The organism is Cereibacter azotoformans (assembly GCF_021391315.1).
GTDB lineage: Bacteria > Pseudomonadota > Alphaproteobacteria > Rhodobacterales > Rhodobacteraceae > Cereibacter_A > Cereibacter_A azotoformans.
Genome location: NZ_CP090022.1, coordinates 754,137 through 773,309 on the forward strand (window position 1 = coordinate 754,137; position 19,173 = coordinate 773,309).

Genomic DNA, 19,173 nt, shown 5'->3' on the forward strand with positions numbered 1-19,173 from the left:
AGGCGCAGCGAGTGAGAACGGTTATGAAGGATGACATCTTCCGGCACGTCTTGCGCAGCGTCTCACGCCTGGCCGTCGCCCTCGCCCTTGCAACGACTGTGGCTCTGGCCGAAGACCTGCCAGAGCCACAGTTCCGGCTCGCACCCGGCGACGTCATCGATATCTCGATCTTCGCGAACGCCGACCTGTCCGGCAGCTATCCGCTGCGCGAGGACGGATCGATCGCCCTGCATCTGGTGGGGGCGTTGCAGGTCAGTGGCAGCACGCCCGCCGAGGTCGAGCAGATGTTGCGCGACCGTCTCGGATCGATCATCCCCGAGCCGATCTCAACCACCGTGTCTGTCTCGCGCTGGCGGCCGGTGGCGCTTCTCGGCGTCGTGGCGCAGCCCGGACTTTATGACTACAGCAGCGGGCTCGACGTGATGCGCGCGGTGGCGCTGGCGGGCGGCTTGTCGCGCCTCGCCTCGGACGCTCCGGTGACGCAGGCGATGCGGATGACCGAAGAGGCCGGCCGCCACCTGGGCCTGAAGGCGCGACTGGCCGCTCTTCTGCTCGAGGAAGCGCGGCTGCTGCAAGAGCGAGCGGGAGGCGCCGATCTGCCGATCCCACCTGAAGTCGAACAACTGGTCGGCGCCGTCACCGCCAAGCGGATGATGGAAGAGCAGGTCCACCTGATGAATCTGCGCCGGCAGATCCACGAGATCCGCACCCAGGGCGAGGAGGAACGCGCGAGCCTCTCGCTGATCGAGGCGCAGTCCTTTGCGGAGCGGCGCTCGCTGTCGCAGCGCCAGATCGAGGAAATCGATCGCGACCTCGAGAAGCAACGGTCGCTGCGGGAACAGGGGCTTGCGGTGGCTGCGCGCTATCTCGAGGTCACGCTGGCCGCGGACCAATATCGCAGCAACGAACTGGAAGCGGCTGCGTTCGAGGCCGCCGCCCGGCAAAGCGCCAGCGCCGCGACCAGCGCCGCGCGCGGGCTTGTCAGCCAGCGCGACGAGGAGATTACCCAGCGCCTGACGGTCGTCCGGCAGGAGATCGCGGAAACACGCGCCACCCTGGCGGCAAGCCGCAATCTGCTGGTCGAATTCGGCGGCGGCGCCGGGCTCGCCGATTCAGACGCGCAGCCGCGCTATCTCGTCACGCGCCGGACGGAGGCGGCGACCCGGACCTACACCGCCACGCCGATGTCGCTGCTGCAACCCGGAGATACGCTTGAAGTGCTTCTCGACCCGCAGCTTCCGGAAGGGCCGCAGTGATGGGACTGGCGCAGCGGGTCGGGGTGCTTTGGGTGCTTTTGACCTGCCTTGCCACGTCGGGCAGCGGGGCTGCGGCCGGAACCATCGACCTCAGCCGGCTCGTCGTTGAGCCAAACCCGCGTATCGGTCTTTCCTTCCCCGGCTCGCAGGTCCGTTACTATCCCTACATGGCCAAAGCCGGTGTCGGCGTTGCGCGGATCGCCGTCACCTGGCAGTTGATCGAACCGGAGCGCGGTCGCTTCAACTGGCGCGGCCTTGACGAGCGCGTGGGCGCGTTGCTCGCCCTCGGGGTCCAGCCGTTCCTGACCTTCGAGTCGAAATCCGACTGGGGTACGCGGCCCGAGACCTCCAAGGTCAAGAACGGCGACCCGATCGACCTCGGTCTCTGGACGCGCTTCGTCGGTCAGGTGGTCGAACGTTACGATGGTGATGGCCGGGATGACATGCCCGGGCTGAAGGGGCGCGTCGTCTATTATCAGGCCGCGAACGAATGGGAGAGCCCGACGAACCCCTCGGGCGGGTGGATCGGCTCGGGCGCGTCGCTGATCGCCTATGTCAACGCCACGCACGACGCCGTGAAGGCTGCCGATCCGCAGGCGATCTTCGTTCTCGGGGGGATCGCGTCCTTCAATCTGGATGTCCTGCTTGTCGCGCTCGACCGTGCGGATTTCCGGGTTCAGCAACGCTGGAGCGACACCTCCACCACGGTCTTTGACCGCGAGCGGATCAAGAGCCCCGATATCAAGGCCCTGATCGACGAGCGGGTGATGCCGGTGCTGCGCGAGGCGCGCTATGATGTTGCGGATGCCCATCTCTACGGCCCCGAAGATCGCGACGCCGCCCGGCTTGCGCTTCTGGCCGAGTTGAGCGGGCGGCCGGTGATTTCGGCGGAATGCGGCGGCCCGTCGCGCGACTACGGGGATGATTATACGCCCGAAGGACATTTCGTTGCGGCCGTGCATCGGAACCTGAATGTGCTCGCCGCGGGCGGCGCCTTCTGCCTGTGGTTCCGGCTGGGCGAGGACGATAAGACCACCTGGGGCAACCGCTTCACCGCGCTCTATACCAATGACGCGCAGCCGAAGCCCGGCGTCTGGGCCTTCCGGCTGCTGGCCCGTCTGCTGGGGCCCGGTGTCGTGCCGCATCCGCTGCCATCGGGTGGCTTCGAGCTGCGCGGAAGCGGTGCGCCTGCGCGTCTCGCCTGGGGGCAGGGTGCAGCCGAGGTGCAGGACTGGGCGCAAAGCGGCGGCACGCCCGCCTGGTGCCTGAGCGATCCCGTCCGGGGGCTGCTCGCGCCGATGGGCACGGACTGCGCCGGAGCCTTCATTGTTGCAGGGTCGGACGTGGCCCGGCTGCTTTCTCTTGATCCATGATCGGCCATTACAGATGTTGACACATTTCCGGGATCTCATTCGTGCCAGCCATCGGATGATCCTCGCCTGCGCAATCGGGGCGGGACTCGTTGCGTTCGCCCTCAGCGCCATCCTGCTCCATGCCCGACCCTTGTACGAGGCAACGGTCACCGTCACGATGGAGCCGTCGGAGGAGGAGTTGCGCTTCAACCGCAGCTTCATGGGGGTCAGCCAGTTCAACCCGGCCACGATCATCGCGCAATCGCACATCGAACGCCTGCTGAGCCGCCCGGTTGCCGAGCGTGCGATCGACCTGCTGATCGAGGAGATGGGCGGGCAGTTGCCGGCGAAGGAACCGACCCTGTTGTCGGCCATCACCACCGGGATCTGGCAGGCCTGGAACACGCTCAACTACGGCTATTTCGTGCCTCTCAGCGAACGCGAGCAGATGGTGGCCGATCTGCAGAACGCGCTCGATGTCGAGATCGTCGAGGGGTCCTACATCCTCAGCATCAGCGTCAGCTACGACGTGCCTGAGATTGCCGCGGCTGCGGCGAATGTCATTGCCCGCGCCTATGTCCAGGTTGCGCAAGACGGGTTCCGCCGCGACGCGTCCGTGATCGCCGCGACGTTGGCAGAGGCCGAGAAGGAGGCGCGGGGCAGGCTCGCCGAGAAGCGCATCGAGCGGCAGGCGCTGGCTGAAAAGCTCGGGGTGTCCGACCCCGTCACGGAACGGGCGGTCATGCTGCAGGCGCGGCAGGACGCGCGGGATGCCCTGCGCTCGACCGAAGCCGACCTGAGCGGCGAGGCGCGCCGGCTCGAGGTGCTTCGGCAATCCCTGATGGCGCAGACCGATGTGACGATCGCGCGCGGAATCCGCGAGGTTCTCGCAACGGGTGAGGCGGACTTGCAGCAGCTGCAGGAGCTTCGCCGCCAGCGGCAGCAGACTCTGGTCGATCAGGAGGCCGCCCTGGCCGCACTTGACAAGGCACAGGCGCTGCTGCGTGTCCACGATGATCAGCTCGCGACGATCGACGCCGATCTTGTCCAGTTGCAGGAGCGGCGCGTGGCGCTGGATCTCTCGAGCCGGGCCGAGCTGTCGCAGGTGATGATCGTCAATCCGGCGACCACGCCGCTCTATCCGAAATTCCCGAAGCTGGCGGTGAACACCGTCATCGCCGTCATTGTCGGGGCGATCTGTGCGCTGGTTCCGGTCGTGGCACGGGATGCGTTGGGGACGCAGATCCGTACCAATCTCGACGTCGGCCAGATCCCCGGCGCACGGTCGCTGCCTCCGCTGGCGCGCGGCCGGATCGCCCGAGGTCGGCGGCTGGACCCATCCTATGTGGAGCGGCTGATCCGGCGCGTCTCGGCGGACCGCGGCGGCTGGCCGGGACGCGCGCTGAAGGTGACGGGCTTCTTGCCTGACGCACAGCTCGGGCAACTGACGCGCATGTTCGACGGGGCGACGGGCCGCGATGGCAAGCCGATCCGTGCGGAGGCGATGCCGGCGCTGACGGCGGCCCCCGACTGGGCGTCGCTCTCGGGTCAGGTGGTGGTGCTCGCGTTTCGGTCCGGCGATCTCGAACGGGAAGAGCTTGAGGCGCTTCAGGCCCGTGTCGAGGCCCTGCAGATGAATTGCTACTATCTGGTGGTGCTGTGAGGCCGAGGCCCGACCGACGATCCGCGCGGCGACGGACCCTGCTGCGCTTTGCGGCGTGTGTCTGCCTCGCCCTGCTGCTGCCGGCGGCGGCCGCGGACCAGGGTCACATGCTGACCGTGCTTCCGGCATCGGCCCTGCTGGTCTGGCTGGGAAGCCGCGGGATGCGGCGTCCGGGCGGTGTGCCGGTGGTCGTCTATCACAGCGTCGCGCCCGAGGCCGACTGGCTGCCCTGGCGCGACAGCATCACCGTCCGACCCGACGTCTTTCGCCGGCACATGCAGGCGCTGCGGGACATGGGGCGGATCGTCGTCTCCAGCTCCTGCCTGCGCGAACGGCGGGACTCGGGGGCGCCGTTCGATCCGAGATGGGTCGTGCTGCATTTCGACGACGGCTATCTCGACAACATGCTGCATGCCGCGCCGATCCTGCGGGACTTCGGTCATGCTGCCACGATCTTCGTGTCGGCCGATTTCATCGACTCCAGCAGCGGGCTGCGCAGTCACGGCATCGGCTACATGAATGCGGACGAGCTGCGCGCGATGGATGCTGACCCTCTGATCGAGATCGCGTCGCATGGTCTCGACCACGGCCGCATCCCCGTCTCGGACCGGATCGTGGACCATCTCGACGCCGGCAACTGGCGCCGGTATGCGCCGCATATCTGGTCGTTGTCGCCAGGCCCGAAGGCCCGGTGGTTCGAGGCCGCCGATCCGGCGCCCCTGCGCCTCGGCGCTCCGATCCATCAGAGCGACTCGAAGCTGTGCGGCCGCTGGTGGCGCGATGGCGCGCGGGAGAACGAGGCCGAGCGCGACCGGCGGGTTCAGGCGGAGCTGCGCGAGGCGCGCGCGCGACTCGAGGCCGTTCTCGGGCGCGAGGTGCGCTTCCTCTGCTGGCCCTTCGACAGCTGGACGCTGGCCGCGCGTAGTGCGGCCGAGGCGGCGGGGTTCCGCAGCTTCACCGGCGGGCGCGGCGAGAACCTGCCGGACGAGGATCCGGCGGTGCTGAGCCGGGTGCATGTCCATGATCATGCCTTCGGCGGTGGCCCGCTCTGGCTCGAGGATCTGGGTTTCCGGGCCAAGCTCGGCTCGATGAGCGGCAATCTCTACTGGGCGCCGGTGGTCATGGCCGCATCGCTCATCCGGCGGCGCCGCTTCGCGAAGCCGGGGGTTCATGCATGACCCGCCTGCGGCACATCGGCGAAAGCCTGACGATCATCACCACCTCGGCGTTTGCGGGGTTGGCGACGCTGGTGGCGGCTTTGGCTGCGTCGCCGGTCCTGGCGATCGGGGTGCCTGTCGCGCTGCTCGGTGGTGTCGTGCTGCTCAGCTACCCGTTCTGGGGTCTTGGTGTGCTGGTCTTCTTCAGCCATCTGGACAGTATCGAGAAGCTGATCTTCGGTTTCCTGCCGCTGTCCTTTTTCAAGGCGCTTACCGCGGCAACGCTGGTCGTGACGGTGCTGACCGCCGCGCAGCGCCGCCCCTGGATCGCCGCGGTCCTGAGGGATCCGGTCGTCGCGGCGGCGCTGATCTTCGGCGCGCTCGGGGTCGTGTCCTTCCTGCTGGCGGCTGAACGTGCCGTCGCTCTCACCGAGATGCGCAAGCTTGCCAGCCTTCAGGTCCTGCTGCTTCTGATCGTGGTTCTGGTGGACACGCCGCGCAAGGCGGGCGTGATCGCGTGGATCCTGATCGTCAGCTCGCTGGTTTCGGCCCTGATCCTGATGGCCGACACCGTGCTCGGCACCCATCTGGTCGCGGCTTCCGAGGCGGCGACCACGGCCCAATCCTCGGAAGGGTTCGTGCGCTCTTCGGGCGCGTCGGACCAGAACCCGACGACAGCGGCCTCGCTTCTGCTCGTTGGGGTGATCATGGCGCTCGTCCATGCGATCGAGACGCCGCGGTTCCGGCTGCTCATGCTGGGTGTTGCGGGTCTCGGGACGATCGCGCTGATCTTCTCGTTCGCGCGCTCGGCGGCGATTGCCTATGCGATCGTGGGCATCTGCCTCGCGTGGCGCTATCGCCGCTCGCGCTACACGCCCTTGGCCATGTTCGGAGTGCTGGTGGCCGCTGTCGGCGCGCTGCCCTTCATTCCGGCGGAGTACTGGGAGCGCATGGCCACGATCTTCGGCGGAGGAGGCGATTGGACCCTGGGGCGCCGGCTCAGCTACAACCTGATCGGCATCCAGCTGTTCGCGGAACGCCCCGTCTTCGGCATCGGACCGGGCAATTTCGCCGAACGTTTCAATGATCCCGAATTCCGGTTCTATCCCGGCCGGACGCTCCTCGGACGCGAGCTGCACAACATGTATCTGTCCGTGCTGACGCAATACGGCGTCGTGGGCGCGGCTGCCTTCTACGGGATGCTTGGCGGCGCGTTGGTGGCCCTGCGCCGGGTGCTTCGCGCACCGGCCAGCGAAACCCTGCGGATCTGGGCGCTGGCGCTGGGGTTCGGCTATTCGGCCTACCTCATCGCAAGCCTGTTTCTGCCGAACGAATACACGAAATACACCTGGATCCTGTGCGGCCTCTGCGCGGCGCTCCACCGCGTGAACGAGAAGGAGCGGCAGGGATGAAGATCCTCGTGGTGGTCAGCGAGTTTCCGAAGCTGACCGAGACGTTCGTCTATCGCAACATCGCCGAGTATCGCCGCGCGGGACATGGGGTCCGGCTTTTCTACGCCAAGAAGCATTTTTCGCAGGAACTGGTCCACGGCTTCGCCCGCGAGACCGCCGACAGCGCCTTCACCTTCGGCTTCCTCGCACCGCAAAGCCTTCTGGCGCTCGGGCGCGAGGTGCTGCGCCACCCGGTCCGACAGATGCGGCTCTGGAAGATCCTCGCCCGCAGCCACCGCCACGAGATCGGGCGGGGGCTGCGCAGCTTCGCGGTGCTGCCGAAGTCGGTGGCGCTGGGGCACTGGTGCCGGTCGCAGGGGATCGACCATATCCATGCCGAGTTCGCGGGCTTCCCCGCGACGGTCGCCATGATCGCCGCGCGGGTGTCGGGTGTGCCGTTCAGCTTCTCGGCCCATGCCAACGACATCTTCGTGTCGCAGGCGCTCTTGCCCGAGAAGGCGGCCGAGGCGCGTTTCGTGCGCGCCATCAGCCGCTACAACATCGACTGGCTGGGCCGCCTTCCGCGCTTTCCGGCCGACCGGCTGCGGCTGATCCATTGCGGCGTGCCGCGCGCGCTGCTCGAAGCACCCGAGCCCGACCCGCCGGGCTCGGGCCCGCTCAATGTGCTCTACGTCGGCTCGCTGATCGAGAAGAAGGGGGTCTTCCATCTTCTCGAAGCCCTCGCGCAACTGCGGGACCGGATGCCCCTGCGCTGCCGGATCATCGGCCGCGGCGATCTGGAAGCCGCGATGCGGCAGGCGGCGGAGCGGCTCGGTCTGAACGGGATCGTCACCTTCGACGGACCAAAGGATGCGGAGGCGGTGCGCGCCGCCTACGGCTGGGCTCATGCCGTGGTGGTGCCCTCGGTCGTGGGCGCCGGGGGGCGGGTGGAAGGCATCCCCGTCGTGGCGATGGAGGCGCTGGCTCACGCCCGGCCACTCGTCGCCTCGCGCCTGTCGGGGATCCCGGAGCTGGTCGAGGATGGTGTGACCGGCTGGCTTGCGGAGCCCGGGGATGCGGCCGGGATCGCCCGGGCGCTGGCGGCCATCCGGGAGGACTGGCCACGGGCCCTCACTCTTGCGCGCGCCGGGCGCGACCGCGTGCGCGCCGAATATCTGATCGAGGACAATGCCGCAGAGCTTCTGCGCGCGATCGAGGAGGCCGCATGACCTGGATCTTCTGGCTGTCCGCCGGGGCGCTCGTCTACAGCATCATCGGATATGGCGTGCTGGTGACGGCGCTGTCGCGCCTCGCTCCCCGGCGCGAACCCGTGCCTCCAGAGGCGCCCATGACCTTCAGCTTCCTGATCGCCGCGCACAATGAAGAGGCGCATATCGAAGCCAAGATCCGCAACACGCTGGCACAGGATGCGGGAGACCATGCGGTCGAGGTGATCGTGGTCTCCGACGGATCGACCGACCGGACGGTTGCGCTTGCGCGGGGTGTCGCGGATCCGCGGGTGACGGTGTTCGAGGTGAGCCGGCACCAAGGCAAGGCGGATGCGATCAACCTCGGGCTGCAGTCCTGCCGCGGCGACGTGGTGGTGTTCACCGATGCCAACAGCCTTCTTGAACCGGGCTCGCTTCTTGCGATCGCCCGGCATTTCGGCGATCCGCGGGTGGGCGGCGTCTGCGGCCGGATCACCGTTCCGTCGGCAAGGACCGGGCCCACGGGCCGGGCTGAAGGCCTCTACTGGCGTTACGATCAGGCGATAAAGGCGGCGGAGTCCCGTCTGGGGGGCACGGTCTCGGCTCAGGGGTCGATCTATGCCATCCGGCGCGACCTGACCAGGCCGCTCATCATGGGATGCGCGGACGACTTCCTGATGTCGGTCAATGCCGTCGCTGCCGGCCGGCGGCTGGTGTTCGAACCGCGCGCCGCAACCTCGGAAGCGGTCAGCGAGAAGGTCGGTCGCGAGATGGGGCGCCGCACCCGCTCGACCGAGCGCGGCTGGCGGGCGCTGATGGTGCACCGCGCCCTGATGAACCCGCTCCGGACCGGCTGGTATGGCTGGCAGCTGTTCTCGCACAAGCTGGTGCGGCGGCTGAACCCGCTGTTCCTGATCGGGCTGTTCGTCTCGAACCTGGCGCTGATGGGACAGCACTGGTTCTATGCCCTGACCGCGGGCGCGCAGGTGACCTTTTATGCGGCGGGTCTCCTGGCCATGACCGTCCCGGCCATCCGAGGGTTTCGGCCTGCGGCGCTTGCCGCCTTCTTTCTCTTCACCCATCTGGCCATGCTGCGTGGGATCCTGCGCTACTACAGCGGAAAGAAAAGCGTCAGTTGGCGCCCGGTGCGCGAATGAACGGACCGATCCGGCTCGGCTTCTTTCTGCCCCATTTCCGTCACGGCGGCGCCGAGCATGTCGTGCTGCTGCTGCTCCGGCATCTCAACCGTGGCAGGTTCCGGCCGGTGCTCATCCTGCAACGGGGCGAGGGCGAGTATCTGAAACTGCTGCCGCCGGATGTCGAGTTGATCGTCCTGCACCGGCCCCGGCCGCCCGCCTGCGGGGCGGAACTGGCGCGGGTTCTGCGCAAGGCGCGGATCGACGTGCTCTACAGCGCGACCAACGCCACGAACATCTATGCGGCCGTGGCGGCGTGGCTGGCCGGCGGCCGGACGCGCACCATCATCAGCGAGCATACGCCGCTCGCCTTCAGTCTCTCGACCGCGAAGCTGCTGGCGCTGCGCCGCTTTGGCATTCGACGCGCCTATCCGCTGGCCGATCTGATGGTTGCCCCGCTGGACCGGATCGGCGACGAGATGCGGGCCTATCTTGGCGCCGCGGCCCCGCCGTTCCGCTGCCTCCCGAACCCGGTGGTGGGAAGGCTCGCCCCGCTGCGGGATCAGCCCGCCACCGCCTTGCGGATCGTCAGCGTCGGGCGGCTGGCGGGCGTGAAGCGCTTCAACCTGCTGATCGAGGCCTTTGCCGCATTTCACGCCCGGCTGCCGGCGGCAAGCCTGACGATCTTCGGCGACGGGCCCGAGCGGGAGGGGCTTGAGCGCCTCGTGGCGCGGCTCGGGCTTGGCTCGGCTGTGGTCCTCGCGGGCTATGTCGAGGACGTGCCGTCCCGGTTGGCCGCGTTCGACCTGTTCGTCTGCACCTCCGAGCGCGAGGGGTTCGGCAATGCCATCGTCGAGGCGATGGCCGCCAGCGTCCCCGTCCTGAGCGTTGACTGCCCATTCGGTCCGCGGCTTCTGCTGCAGAACGGCCGGACCGGGCATCTGATCGCCGAGGCGGACCCGGACTCGGTCGCCCGTGCCATGACCGAGATCGCCGCCGATCAGCCCGCGCGGCAGCGCTATGCCCGCGCGGCGCGCGACATCGCGGCATCCTTCAGCGTGGCCGGGGCGGTCGCGGCCCATGAACAGGTCTTTGCCGAGGTTGCGGCCAAGACGTCGGCAATGTCGAGACAGGAAGGAGAGAGCGATGGCGGTTACGATCGAAACTCGAGGGTCTGAGATCCGCGACACGTTTCTGGCGAAAATGGCCGAGACGTTCGATGCCCAGGCGGTCGAGCGCAAGGCCCGGTGCTGGGACTGGATCTTCAACCCGCCGCTCGGACCCGAGGCTCCGGCGGTCAGCGTGCTGACGGCCTGGCGGGAGGATCGGTTCGTCGGCGGCAGCATCACGGGGGTCAGCGCCTACATGCTGCGCGGCGAGACATGCTATTTCCTCTCGCCGTACGGCACGAACATCGACCCGAAGGAGCGCGGACTGGGGATCAGTCTGATCAAGGCGTTCTATACGGGTCCCCACCGTCGCATTGGCATCCCGATCGATGAGCGGTTCGCCCGCGTGAACGAGAAGTACGGCGCGCACAGCAGGCCGCGGGTGCAGCTTTTTGCCCCGCTGCGGGCCGGCAGCGCCCTGACGCGTCGCAAGCCCGCTGCGGCGCCGGTGACCCGTCTGGGAAATGCCGTCTGGTCCGCCTGGCGCGGCATCTCGAGCCTTGCCGGCCCCCGGCTCAAGCGGGGGGAAACCGTTACGGACGCTCAGGATTTCGGGGCCGAGCATGACGCCTTCTGGCACAAGGCCGCGGCGCATCACCCCTTTATCGAGGTGCGGAATTCGGCCTTCATGACCTGGCGGTTCCGCCACATGCCCATTCAGAGCTACGACATCCTGCAGCTGCGGCGCGAGGGCGAACTGCGCGGCTATGTAGCCGTCGGACACGAGGTGGACCCGCAGCGTGGCACCGCCCAGGTGGCTGATATCCTCACGGTCGATGACGATCCGCGCGATCTCGCCCTGCTGTTTCGTGCAGCGGCCGATCGGCTTGAGGAACTGGGCGCCGAGGTCGCCGCCTTCGGCTGCGTTCCAAACGAGGCGCTGCTGCAGGCGGCGCAGATGGCCGGATTTTCTCGCACCAAACCGACGCGGCCGGCGCAGGTCTATTACGGCTCGCCCGAGGACACGGCATTTCTGGACGAGGATCTGCGCAACCTCTACCTGACTCGCGCAGACCAGGACGAGGATTACTGAAAAGCCGCCCATGCCAGGACGCCGTGGGCATGTCCCGGAAGGATGATTGTTGTTCAGATCGCGCCATGACCTGTGCTGTGACCAACTCCTCCATCTGATGCCAGAGTCCGGCCGAACCAGAGGACCGGACATGAAGAGATCGAGATTCACCGAGGAGCAGATCGTCGCGATCCTGCGGGATCAGGAGAGCGGCGTGAAGACGGCGGAGGTTTGCCGCCGCCACGGGATCAGCAGCGCGACCTTCTGCGCCTGGAAGGCCAAGTTCGGGGGCAGGGAGCCTTCGGAGGCGACGCGGCTGAAGGCTGTGGAGGACGACAACGCCAGGCTGAAGCGGCTGCTTGCCGAGGCCATGCTCGACAACACGGCCTTGAAGGATCTGCGTTCCGGAAAGTGGTGACGCCCGCCGCCAGGCGCGAAGCGGTCGCCCATCTCGAGGAGCGCTACGAGATGAACGCGCGGCGGGCGTGTTCGGTTCTGGGCGCGGACCGGGCTCGGCCTCGTCCCCAGCGAGCACTCCAGCGGCTCCACCACCCGCCGGGGAAGGATCACGAAGGCAGGCAATGCGCTGACCCCGAACGCCCGGCAGGCGAGCGCGATGCTGACCCCCTTCGTCGCCACCGCCTTCTCGGCCAACTCTCGGCGCTGAGCTGACCGCGTCACTTTTTTCCAAGCGCCTCTCGCAGCAGATCGGCCTGCATGCTCAGGTCCGCGAACATGCGCTTCAGGCGCCGGTTCTCGTCCTCCAAGGCCTTCATCTGGCTCATCATGGACGCGTTCATGCCGCCATACCTGGCCCGCCACTTGTAGAACGTCGCGCTGCTGATCCCATGCTCGCGGCATAGCTCGGGCACGGGTATCCCGCCCTCAGCCTGACGCAGCACGCTCATGATCTGGGCCTCGGTGAAACGGCTCTTCTTCATCGGAAGCTCCTCGTCCATCTTGCCGAGAAAATTCTACGGTCCCATCCCCTTGACCCTGGGGACGATTACCGGGGTGATCTCGACCCGCAAACGCACCGATCCCGGCGAGGATTGGCTGGGGCGCATGCTGGCGAAGAAGCCGCTGAAGGTCGTGGCCATCGCATTGGCCAACCGCATGGCGCGACAGGTCTGGGCAATGCTGAGAACAGGCGAAGCCTGGCGGGCGGCCTGAGGGCAGGGAAGCCCGGCCGATAGCGGCCTGATCGAACTGGCGAGGGCAAGGTGAGATGATGGCACACTGACGGAAGCGAGGAGGGATACCCCGTTCGGACCGAAGCGCACCAAGCGCGCGCCATTGACAGGGACCCAATCTTCACGCAAGGGCTCCGCCCGTTCCCGCCTCAAACTGTCCACCGGACAGTTTGCCGCTTCGCGGACCGGCGTTCACTTCATCAGGGCGCGCGGGCAAGCCGCAATCGAGACGCCGAATACATGGCCGCACCCGACCAGTTGCCGAAGACGCCGACCCCCCTTGTCACGCGGGAGCCATCCATACATGGTCCGAGGACAATGGCGAACGCGATCGCCCATGCCCATGTGAAGACGGACAAGGTGGACGCTCCTCGGACGCTAACGGCGCTTGATGAAGACGTTGTCGATGCATCGGCCTTTGCCGCACCGGGGCGAGGCCGGTCGCGGGAAACGCGGTGTCTCGGCCTGCGCGGCGATATATTATAACATACGGTCCGCTCCACCTGACGCCAGAGGAGCCCGTGATGACCGACACCCGCCTTCCCGTAACCGTGCTCTCCGGCTTTCTCGGCGCCGGCAAGACCACGCTTCTGAACCACGTCCTGGCCAACCGCGAGGGGCTGCGCGTCGCTGTCATCGTCAACGACATGTCCGAGGTGAACATCGACGCCGATCTGATCCGCGCCGGCGGCAGCCTCTCGCGCGGCGAGGAACGCCTGATCGAACTGACCAACGGCTGCATCTGCTGCACCTTGCGCGACGATCTGCTGAGCGAGGTGCGCCGATTGGCCGAGGAGGGGCGCTTCGACTACCTCCTGATCGAATCCACCGGGGTTTCCGAGCCGCTGCCCGTCGCCGCCACATTCGAGTTCCGCGACGAGGAGGGCAGGTCGCTCTCGGACGTCGCCCGGCTCGACACGATGGTGACGGTGGTCGATGCCGCGAACCTCACCCGCGACTTCTCGGCGCAGGATTTCCTGAAGGATCGCGGCGCGGCGCTGGGGGATGAGGACGACCGCAGCCTTGTCCAGCTTCTGACCGAGCAGATCGAGTTCGCCGACGTGATCGTGCTGAACAAGGTCTCCACCGCGACGCCCGACCAACTGGCCACGGCGCGTGCAATCCTGCGGGCGCTGAATGCCGATGCGGCGATCGTCGAAACCGACCACAGCCGGGTCGATCCGCGCGCGATCATCGGCACGGGGCGCTTCAGCTTCGAGGCCGCCCACCGCCACCCGACCTGGGTCAGAGAGCTTTACGGCTTTGCCGACCACGTCCCCGAGGATGCGGAATATGGCATCACCAGCTTTGTTTACCGCGCCGAGCGGCCCTTTGATCCCGCAAGGATCGCCGAGTTCTTCGACACGCCGCTGCCCGGCGTGATCCGCGCCAAGGGCCATTTCTGGATCGCGACGCGGCCCGACTGGGCAGGCGAATTCTCGGTGGCGGGGCCGATGGTCGAGGTGAAGGCGCTCGGCCTCTGGTGGGCCGCCGTGCCCGAGGCGCACTGGCCGCCCGAGGCGCGCGAGCGGATGGCCGCGCGCGTGGCGGGCGAGTTCGGCGACCGCCGGCAGGAGATGGTCTTCATCGGCATGCTAGGTGAGATGAACCGGGCGCGGATCTCCGCCATGCTCGACCGCTGCCTCGTGCCCGAAACCCGTTTCGCCCCCGAGGTCTGGGAGGGACTGGCCGACCCGTTCCCGCGCTGGGGCCGCGCGGCATGAGGCGCAACCTGAGAACCGCGCTGCGGCTGCGAGGGCGCGAGAATGCGATGCTGGCCCATGACCGGCTGCCGCCCGCGGCCCGGATCTGGGTGACGCAGGCGGTGCTGCCGTGGTGGGCGGCCTCGGTCCGGCGGATCTGGACGCGGGCGCTGGCTGGTTCGGGCGGCGAGGCGGCGGCGCTGGCTGCCCTCGCTGCGGCCGAGGCCGCGACACTGGCCCGAGAAGCGCGCCGCGGACCTTCCGCAGGTTGTTGACAGACCCGGCACTTTCGCCCATCACAGGGACGCTTTGGTTCCCGCGGCAGCACCGCGGGCTAAGAGGGAAGCCGGTGGGAATCCGGCACTGCCCCCGCAACTGTAAGCGGCGAGCCTTGCTTCGAAACCACTGGCCAATGGCCGGGAAGGGAAGCCGGGCGCCCGAGCCGCAAGCCAGGAGACCTGCCAGAGCCACAGAGACGACCACGGGCGGAGGGCCCGGGGGGCGTGTTGCCGCAGCGCCTGCACGCGCACGGCCGACCGTTCCCCGCCCGCCGTTCCCACGACAGGAGAGCCGCCCGGTGCCCCGACGAGACCTTCCCCCTCCGCAGGCCCGCGCCTCGCCCGCGCGGCGCTGAGCCATTCCCCCTGCACATCCAACGGAGTTCCCATGCTGCGCCGCATTACCCTTGCCGCGTGTCTCGTCACGCTTTGCCCGCTGCCCGCGCTCGCCCGCGACGGCATCTTCGACATTGCCGCGCCCTTCGAGATCAAGGGCCCCGACCCGTCACTTTCGGGCGACATCTTCCTGAAGATGGATCTCGCCGAGACCCTGGTGAATGCCGATGCCGAGGGCCGGCTGCTGCCGGGCCTATCCGACCGCTGGGATCAGTCCGACGACCGGCTGAGCTGGCGCTTCCACATCCGCTCCGGCGTGCGCTTCCATGACGGGACGCTTCTCACGGCCGAGGCCGCGGCACAGTCGCTGCGGATTGCGCGCTCGCGCAAGGGGCTGCTGGCGAAGGCCCCCATCGCCGCGATCGAGGCCGAGGGCGACGAGGTGGTGATCTCGCTGACCGAGCCCTTCGCGCTTGTGGCGACGCTTCAGGCCGAGCTGCCGGTGCTGCCAATCGCCTGGTATCAGCAGACCGCGGCGGTGGCGCGCGGGGTGACGGGCGCGGTCCTCGACCCCTACGAGCGCAGCTTCGGGCTGAAGACGAGGGCTTTCTCCCATTGAGCGGGGCGCTGTCGCAACTGGGCTTCCGGCTGGCGCAGGCTCTGGGTGTCGCGCTGGTGGTGGGGCTTCTCTCCTTTCTGATGATGCAGGCGCTGCCGGGCGATGCCGCCTTCCGCATCGCCGCAGGGCGCTATGGCTATGATCTGGTCACCGCCGAGGCGGCCGCCGGGGTGCGGGCGGAACTCGGCCTGGATCGCGGGCCGCTGGCGGCGTTCCTTGGCTGGATGGCGGATCTGGCACGGCTGAACCTCGGCACCTCGCTCGTGTCGGGCGAGCGGGTGGCAGAGGAGATCGCGCACCAGCTGGGCGCGAGCCTGCACCTGGCGGGGGCGGCCCTGGCGCTGTCGCTGCTGATCGGGCCGCCGCTCGGCCTCTGGGCCGGGCTTCATGCCGGCGGGCGGTTCGACCGGGCGCTCCTGGTGGCCTCGGCCGCCTTCCGCTCGGTGCCGCAGTTCCTGATGGGGCTGGTGCTGATCGTGGTGCTGGCGGTGCAGTTCCGGCTGCTGCCGGCGGCAGGCCACGGGGCGCCCGCGCATTTCGTGCTGCCGACCCTCACGCTGGCGCTGGGGCTGGCGGCCGCCTCGGCCCGGATCACCCGCGACGCGATGGCCCGGATCGAGGCGAGCCCGCAACACGCCTTCGCTCGCTGGAAGGGGCTGTCGGAGCGACAGGTGCTCTGGCGTCACGGGCTGCGCAATGTGGCGGCGCCGGTGCTGACCTTCCTCGGCATGCAGTTCGTGACGCTGGCCGAGGGGGTCGTCGTGGTCGAGACGATCTTCGGCTGGCCCGGCATCGGGCACGCGCTGATCCACGCGGTCCTTCACCGCGACGTGCCGATGGTGCAGGGGACGGCGCTGCTGATGGGGCTGGGCTTCGTTCTGGTCAATGCGCTGACCGACGTGGCCGTGCGCCGGATCGACCCGCGGGGGGTGGGGCAATGAGGGCGCGACAGAGCCTGATCGGCTGGGGCCTGCTGGCGCTGGTGCTGGCCTTCGCCGCGCTGGCGCCGCTGGCCGATGCGGTGGGTCCGCTGCGCCAGAACCTGATGCGCGTGCTGGCGGGGCCGGATGCGCTGGCGCCCTTCGGCTATGACCACCTTGGCCGGTCGATGATCGCGCGGCTGGCGCACGGGCTGCGGCTGTCGCTGATGATCGCGCTGGCCGCGGCGGCGACGGCGGCGGCGGTCGGGATCGCGCTCGGCACGCTGGCCGCCTGCTGGACCGCACCCCGGCCGAGGTCTCGGGAGGTGAACTCCAGCGCCTCGCGATCCTGCGGGCGCTGCTGCTCGATCCGGTGATGCTGTTTGCCGACGCGCCGACATCGCGGCTCGATCCGGTGACCCAGGCCGAGGCGGTGCGGCTCCTGGCCGACCTCGCGCGGGCCGAAGGGCTGGCGCTGCTCTTCGTCAGCCATGACCGCGCGCTGCTCGCCGCCATCTGCGACCGCATCCTGACCCTGCGATGAGCGCAAGGCGAGGCGGGTGCTCGTCAGTCGGCTCAGCTGAGGAACGAGCCCCCTGCTGCGGGCAACCTCGGCTTATCCTGCCAGACGCGGAACAGCTTGCAATGACCGATTTCCGGCCTTTGCCAAAACCGCCATGCTGCTGATGCGAAAGACAGCTCACCGCCCTCCTGCGCATCGCCTCGGGTTGCGCTGCGCCTTGCGCGACCGTCGGCGAAGGGCTGCTCGACCCCATCGCTGCATCGTGCTCGACTGGCCGCTTCGAAGGCCCGCGCCCGGAGGGTCGACCGGCGGCTCAGGGCCGACCTTGCTCTGTCACACGGCTCGAGCGCCACCGAGGTGGCACTGCGCGGCACGGGGGCATCGGGCGAGGGGGCAATGTAACAAGGGGGTGGTGAAATCGATGCTACCTTACAGGAAGCAGAACCCGCTTGCGCAGATTGCAGGACGAACAGGCGGCCACCACGTTCTGCCAGCTTGTCACCCCGCCGCGGGCACGGGGGAGGACATGGTCGAAGGCCGACCGTGTTCTCGAAGAACCGCAACCGGCTGCTGGAGACGGACGTCGCGCAGAAGTTCCTGGCCGCGATCCTCGCCCATCACGAGATCGCACCGCTCCTGTCGGACGAGCACTTTTCCGTCCATGGCACGCTGATTAAGGGTGAGCCTTGGTGCGCCACTGGTTCGAGCACCATGGCGAACGCGTCGGTAAAGAGCGTCCAGCCGAGGCCGGAGCAAGCCGGCGGGGCGGTCCAGACGATCCGCCTGCGCGTCCACTCGCGGCCAATGCTGAACCCACCGAGACGAAGCCCGAGACAGCCCCCATGGCCCTGCCGAAGCCACGAAGCCGCACCCGCGAGGTCTACTTCCGCGGCGAGAAGCGCTCGAATGCCACCCATGCCTCGGTCACCGATCCGGAGGTCCGGCTCTACAGGAAATCCCCCGGCGCCGGGTCACGCAGGCGGACGGGCACGCCGAGCGGAAGGCTGCACTCAACATGGTCCACCGTCACTCGCCCGTTTCCACGAAGCGGCTGACGCTCGGGGCCGACAAGGCTTATGACGCCGAGGAGTTCGTCCGGGATCTGAAGCAGGCCTGCGTCACTCCCCATGTCGCGCAGAAAGCGCGCTTCTACGCAATCAACGGCCGGACCACCCGGCACGAGGGCTACGCCCTCTCGCAGCGCTGCCGGACGAAGATCGACTTGCGTCGAGCCAACGATCCACTGGATCGTTGCCTGATCCTCCTCACCTACGGCTGGCCCAAGACCGTCGGGCCGATGGCGCAGATGATGCTGCACGGCGCGGCGCGCGTCGGCGCCCGGTTCACCTTCACGATGGCGGCCTGCAACCTTTCCCGGTTGCCGAGGCTGCCCGCCTTCACCGGAATGAGCGAGGGCGCGACGACCATGCAGTCATGCCCGAGTTCGGTCAGCTGGCGATGGAGGCCATGGCCGCAAGGCCCCGCCTCGTAGCGCCTCGTAGCAGAAATGGAGCCCCCGTCCGTCGCAGCCCAGCTTCTCGGCAGGCCTGCGGACGTGATCGGGCCGGTTCGGGATCGTGCCCCAGTGCCGGACCTCGCCCCCGCGTTCTCCTTGCGCAACAGCCCCCGACATCGTCGCCTTGTGGACATCCAGCCCGGCGAACGTGCTGTCCTGCATGCGGTCTCTCCCCCGTTCTTGAGGCTCGGCACCAGCCCGTCTGGCGCAACCCTCGAAGGAGAACGCCGCGGGAGAGGCCACCGATCCGGTCAGGTCACGCCGCGATCATGGGGTGAATCGCGCCGGGTTTGCCCACGCGCTGAACACGCGACCGCGCAAGACGTTCGGCTGGCAAACGCCGGCAGAAGCACTCGACCGACTGCTCAAAATGGATACGATCGAACGTGTTGCGACGACCGGTTGAATCCGCCCAGTATCTGTCCATTCGCTACACTGAACGTTTGGCGGAAGACGGGATCGAACCGTCGGTGGGCACCGTCGGCGACAGTTACGACAACGCGTTGGCGGAGACGATCAACGGACTGTTCAAGGCCGAAGTCATCCACCGCCGTGGCCCGTGGAGAAGCTTCGAGGCGGTAGAATACGCAACCCTCGAATGGGTCGACTGGTTCAACAACCGCGTCGATGCAATGCATCGCCCCTCGAACCCATCGGAAACATCCCGCCTGCCGAAGCCGAGGCGAACTTCTACGCCGCTCTGGACGCTGAACCCATGGCCGCGTAACTAACGAAAATCAG

General features: G+C 68.0%; 14 protein-coding genes, 8 pseudogenes and 1 riboswitch. Of the genes and pseudogenes, 20 read left to right on the forward strand and 2 right to left on the reverse strand.

Annotated features, from left to right (window positions below; translation table 11 throughout):
• Nucleotides 1-23: 23 nt before the first annotated feature.
• From LV780_RS18710 to LV780_RS22130, 11 genes and pseudogenes are all read left to right on the forward strand, one after another.
• Complete coding sequence (locus tag LV780_RS18710; RefSeq protein WP_108222658.1) at nt 24-1,256, forward strand: polysaccharide biosynthesis/export family protein; 1,233 nt, start codon at nt 24-26, stop codon at nt 1,254-1,256.
• Complete coding sequence (locus LV780_RS18715; protein WP_108222659.1) at nt 1,256-2,629, forward strand: beta-galactosidase; 1,374 nt, start codon at nt 1,256-1,258, stop codon at nt 2,627-2,629. The genes LV780_RS18710 and LV780_RS18715 overlap by 1 nt, the downstream gene beginning before the upstream one ends.
• Nucleotides 2,619-4,271 carry a GumC domain-containing protein gene (locus tag LV780_RS18720; protein ID WP_233864079.1) on the forward strand — a complete coding sequence of 551 codons (1,653 nt, stop codon included), beginning with the start codon at nt 2,619-2,621 and terminating at the stop codon, nt 4,269-4,271. Before LV780_RS18715 ends, LV780_RS18720 begins: the two co-directional genes overlap by 11 nt.
• Before the next feature lie 107 nt (nt 4,272-4,378).
• Entirely contained in the window at nt 4,379-5,449 is a 1,071-nt protein-coding gene (locus tag LV780_RS18725) for a polysaccharide deacetylase family protein (protein WP_233864080.1), read from the forward strand.
• Nucleotides 5,446-6,840, forward strand: coding sequence for an O-antigen ligase family protein (locus tag LV780_RS18730; RefSeq protein WP_108222662.1), 1,395 nt, complete (start codon nt 5,446-5,448; stop codon nt 6,838-6,840). The genes LV780_RS18725 and LV780_RS18730 overlap by 4 nt, the downstream gene beginning before the upstream one ends.
• Complete coding sequence (locus LV780_RS18735; protein ID WP_108222663.1) at nt 6,837-8,048, forward strand: glycosyltransferase; 1,212 nt, start codon at nt 6,837-6,839, stop codon at nt 8,046-8,048. The genes LV780_RS18730 and LV780_RS18735 overlap by 4 nt, the downstream gene beginning before the upstream one ends.
• Nucleotides 8,045-9,184, forward strand: coding sequence for a glycosyltransferase family 2 protein (locus LV780_RS18740; protein ID WP_108222664.1), 1,140 nt, complete (start codon nt 8,045-8,047; stop codon nt 9,182-9,184). Before LV780_RS18735 ends, LV780_RS18740 begins: the two co-directional genes overlap by 4 nt.
• A complete protein-coding gene (locus LV780_RS18745; RefSeq protein ID WP_108222665.1) occupies nt 9,181-10,341 on the forward strand; it encodes a glycosyltransferase in 1,161 nt (386 codons plus the stop codon). Before LV780_RS18740 ends, LV780_RS18745 begins: the two co-directional genes overlap by 4 nt.
• On the forward strand, nt 10,310-11,365 hold the full coding sequence (locus LV780_RS18750; protein WP_233864081.1) for a hypothetical protein: 1,056 nt from the start codon (nt 10,310-10,312) through the stop codon (nt 11,363-11,365). Before LV780_RS18745 ends, LV780_RS18750 begins: the two co-directional genes overlap by 32 nt.
• 130 nt (nt 11,366-11,495) lie before the next feature.
• Nucleotides 11,496-11,872: pseudogene (tnpA, locus tag LV780_RS18755) on the forward strand (IS66 family insertion sequence element accessory protein TnpA); the annotation flags it as partial.
• Nucleotides 11,856-11,927, forward strand: a pseudogene (locus LV780_RS22130) (transposase); the annotation flags it as partial. The pseudogenes tnpA and LV780_RS22130, both read left to right, overlap by 17 nt.
• 2 nt (nt 11,928-11,929) lie before the next feature.
• On the opposite strand, the pseudogene LV780_RS18760 reads toward LV780_RS22130, so the two are convergent.
• Nucleotides 11,930-12,285, reverse strand: a pseudogene (locus LV780_RS18760) (transposase); the annotation flags it as partial.
• Nucleotides 12,286-12,397: 112 nt separating this feature from the next.
• Between LV780_RS18760 and LV780_RS22195 the strand changes: the two are divergent.
• The 7 genes and pseudogenes from LV780_RS22195 to LV780_RS18795 form a co-directional block, all read left to right on the forward strand.
• Nucleotides 12,398-12,517: pseudogene (locus tag LV780_RS22195) on the forward strand (IS110 family transposase); the annotation flags it as partial.
• Nucleotides 12,518-13,061: 544 nt separating this feature from the next.
• Nucleotides 13,062-14,261 (forward strand): GTP-binding protein, encoded by a 1,200-nt coding sequence (locus LV780_RS18770; protein ID WP_108222773.1) that lies wholly within the window; start codon nt 13,062-13,064, stop codon nt 14,259-14,261.
• On the forward strand, nt 14,258-14,515 hold the full coding sequence (locus LV780_RS18775) for a DUF6525 family protein (protein ID WP_108222774.1): 258 nt from the start codon (nt 14,258-14,260) through the stop codon (nt 14,513-14,515). The genes LV780_RS18770 and LV780_RS18775 overlap by 4 nt, the downstream gene beginning before the upstream one ends.
• 18 nt (nt 14,516-14,533) lie before the next feature.
• Nucleotides 14,534-14,720, forward strand: a riboswitch (cobalamin riboswitch).
• 186 nt (nt 14,721-14,906) lie between these two features.
• Complete coding sequence (locus LV780_RS18780) at nt 14,907-15,473, forward strand: ABC transporter substrate-binding protein (protein ID WP_108222775.1); 567 nt, start codon at nt 14,907-14,909, stop codon at nt 15,471-15,473.
• Nucleotides 15,470-16,414, forward strand: coding sequence for an ABC transporter permease (locus tag LV780_RS18785; RefSeq protein WP_233864084.1), 945 nt, complete (start codon nt 15,470-15,472; stop codon nt 16,412-16,414). Before LV780_RS18780 ends, LV780_RS18785 begins: the two co-directional genes overlap by 4 nt.
• Nucleotides 16,415-16,688: 274 nt before the next feature.
• A pseudogene (locus LV780_RS22135) lies at nt 16,689-16,742 on the forward strand (hypothetical protein); the annotation flags it as partial.
• A gap of 27 nt (nt 16,743-16,769) precedes the next feature.
• The gene (locus LV780_RS18795; protein WP_011910323.1) at nt 16,770-16,937 is read left to right on the forward strand and encodes an ATP-binding cassette domain-containing protein; all 168 of its coding nucleotides are present in this window, start codon (nt 16,770-16,772) and stop codon (nt 16,935-16,937) included.
• Between the two features lie 427 nt (nt 16,938-17,364).
• Here the strand turns inward: LV780_RS18795 and LV780_RS18800 are convergent.
• A pseudogene (locus LV780_RS18800) lies at nt 17,365-17,457 on the reverse strand (HNH endonuclease); the annotation flags it as partial.
• Between LV780_RS18800 and LV780_RS18805 the strand changes: the two are divergent.
• Nucleotides 17,454-18,312, forward strand: a pseudogene (locus LV780_RS18805) (IS5/IS1182 family transposase); the annotation flags it as partial. The pseudogenes LV780_RS18800 and LV780_RS18805 sit on opposite strands and share 4 nt — an antisense overlap.
• Before the next feature lie 530 nt (nt 18,313-18,842).
• A pseudogene (locus LV780_RS18810) lies at nt 18,843-19,159 on the forward strand (integrase core domain-containing protein); the annotation flags it as partial.
• Nucleotides 19,160-19,173 lie beyond the last annotated feature (14 nt).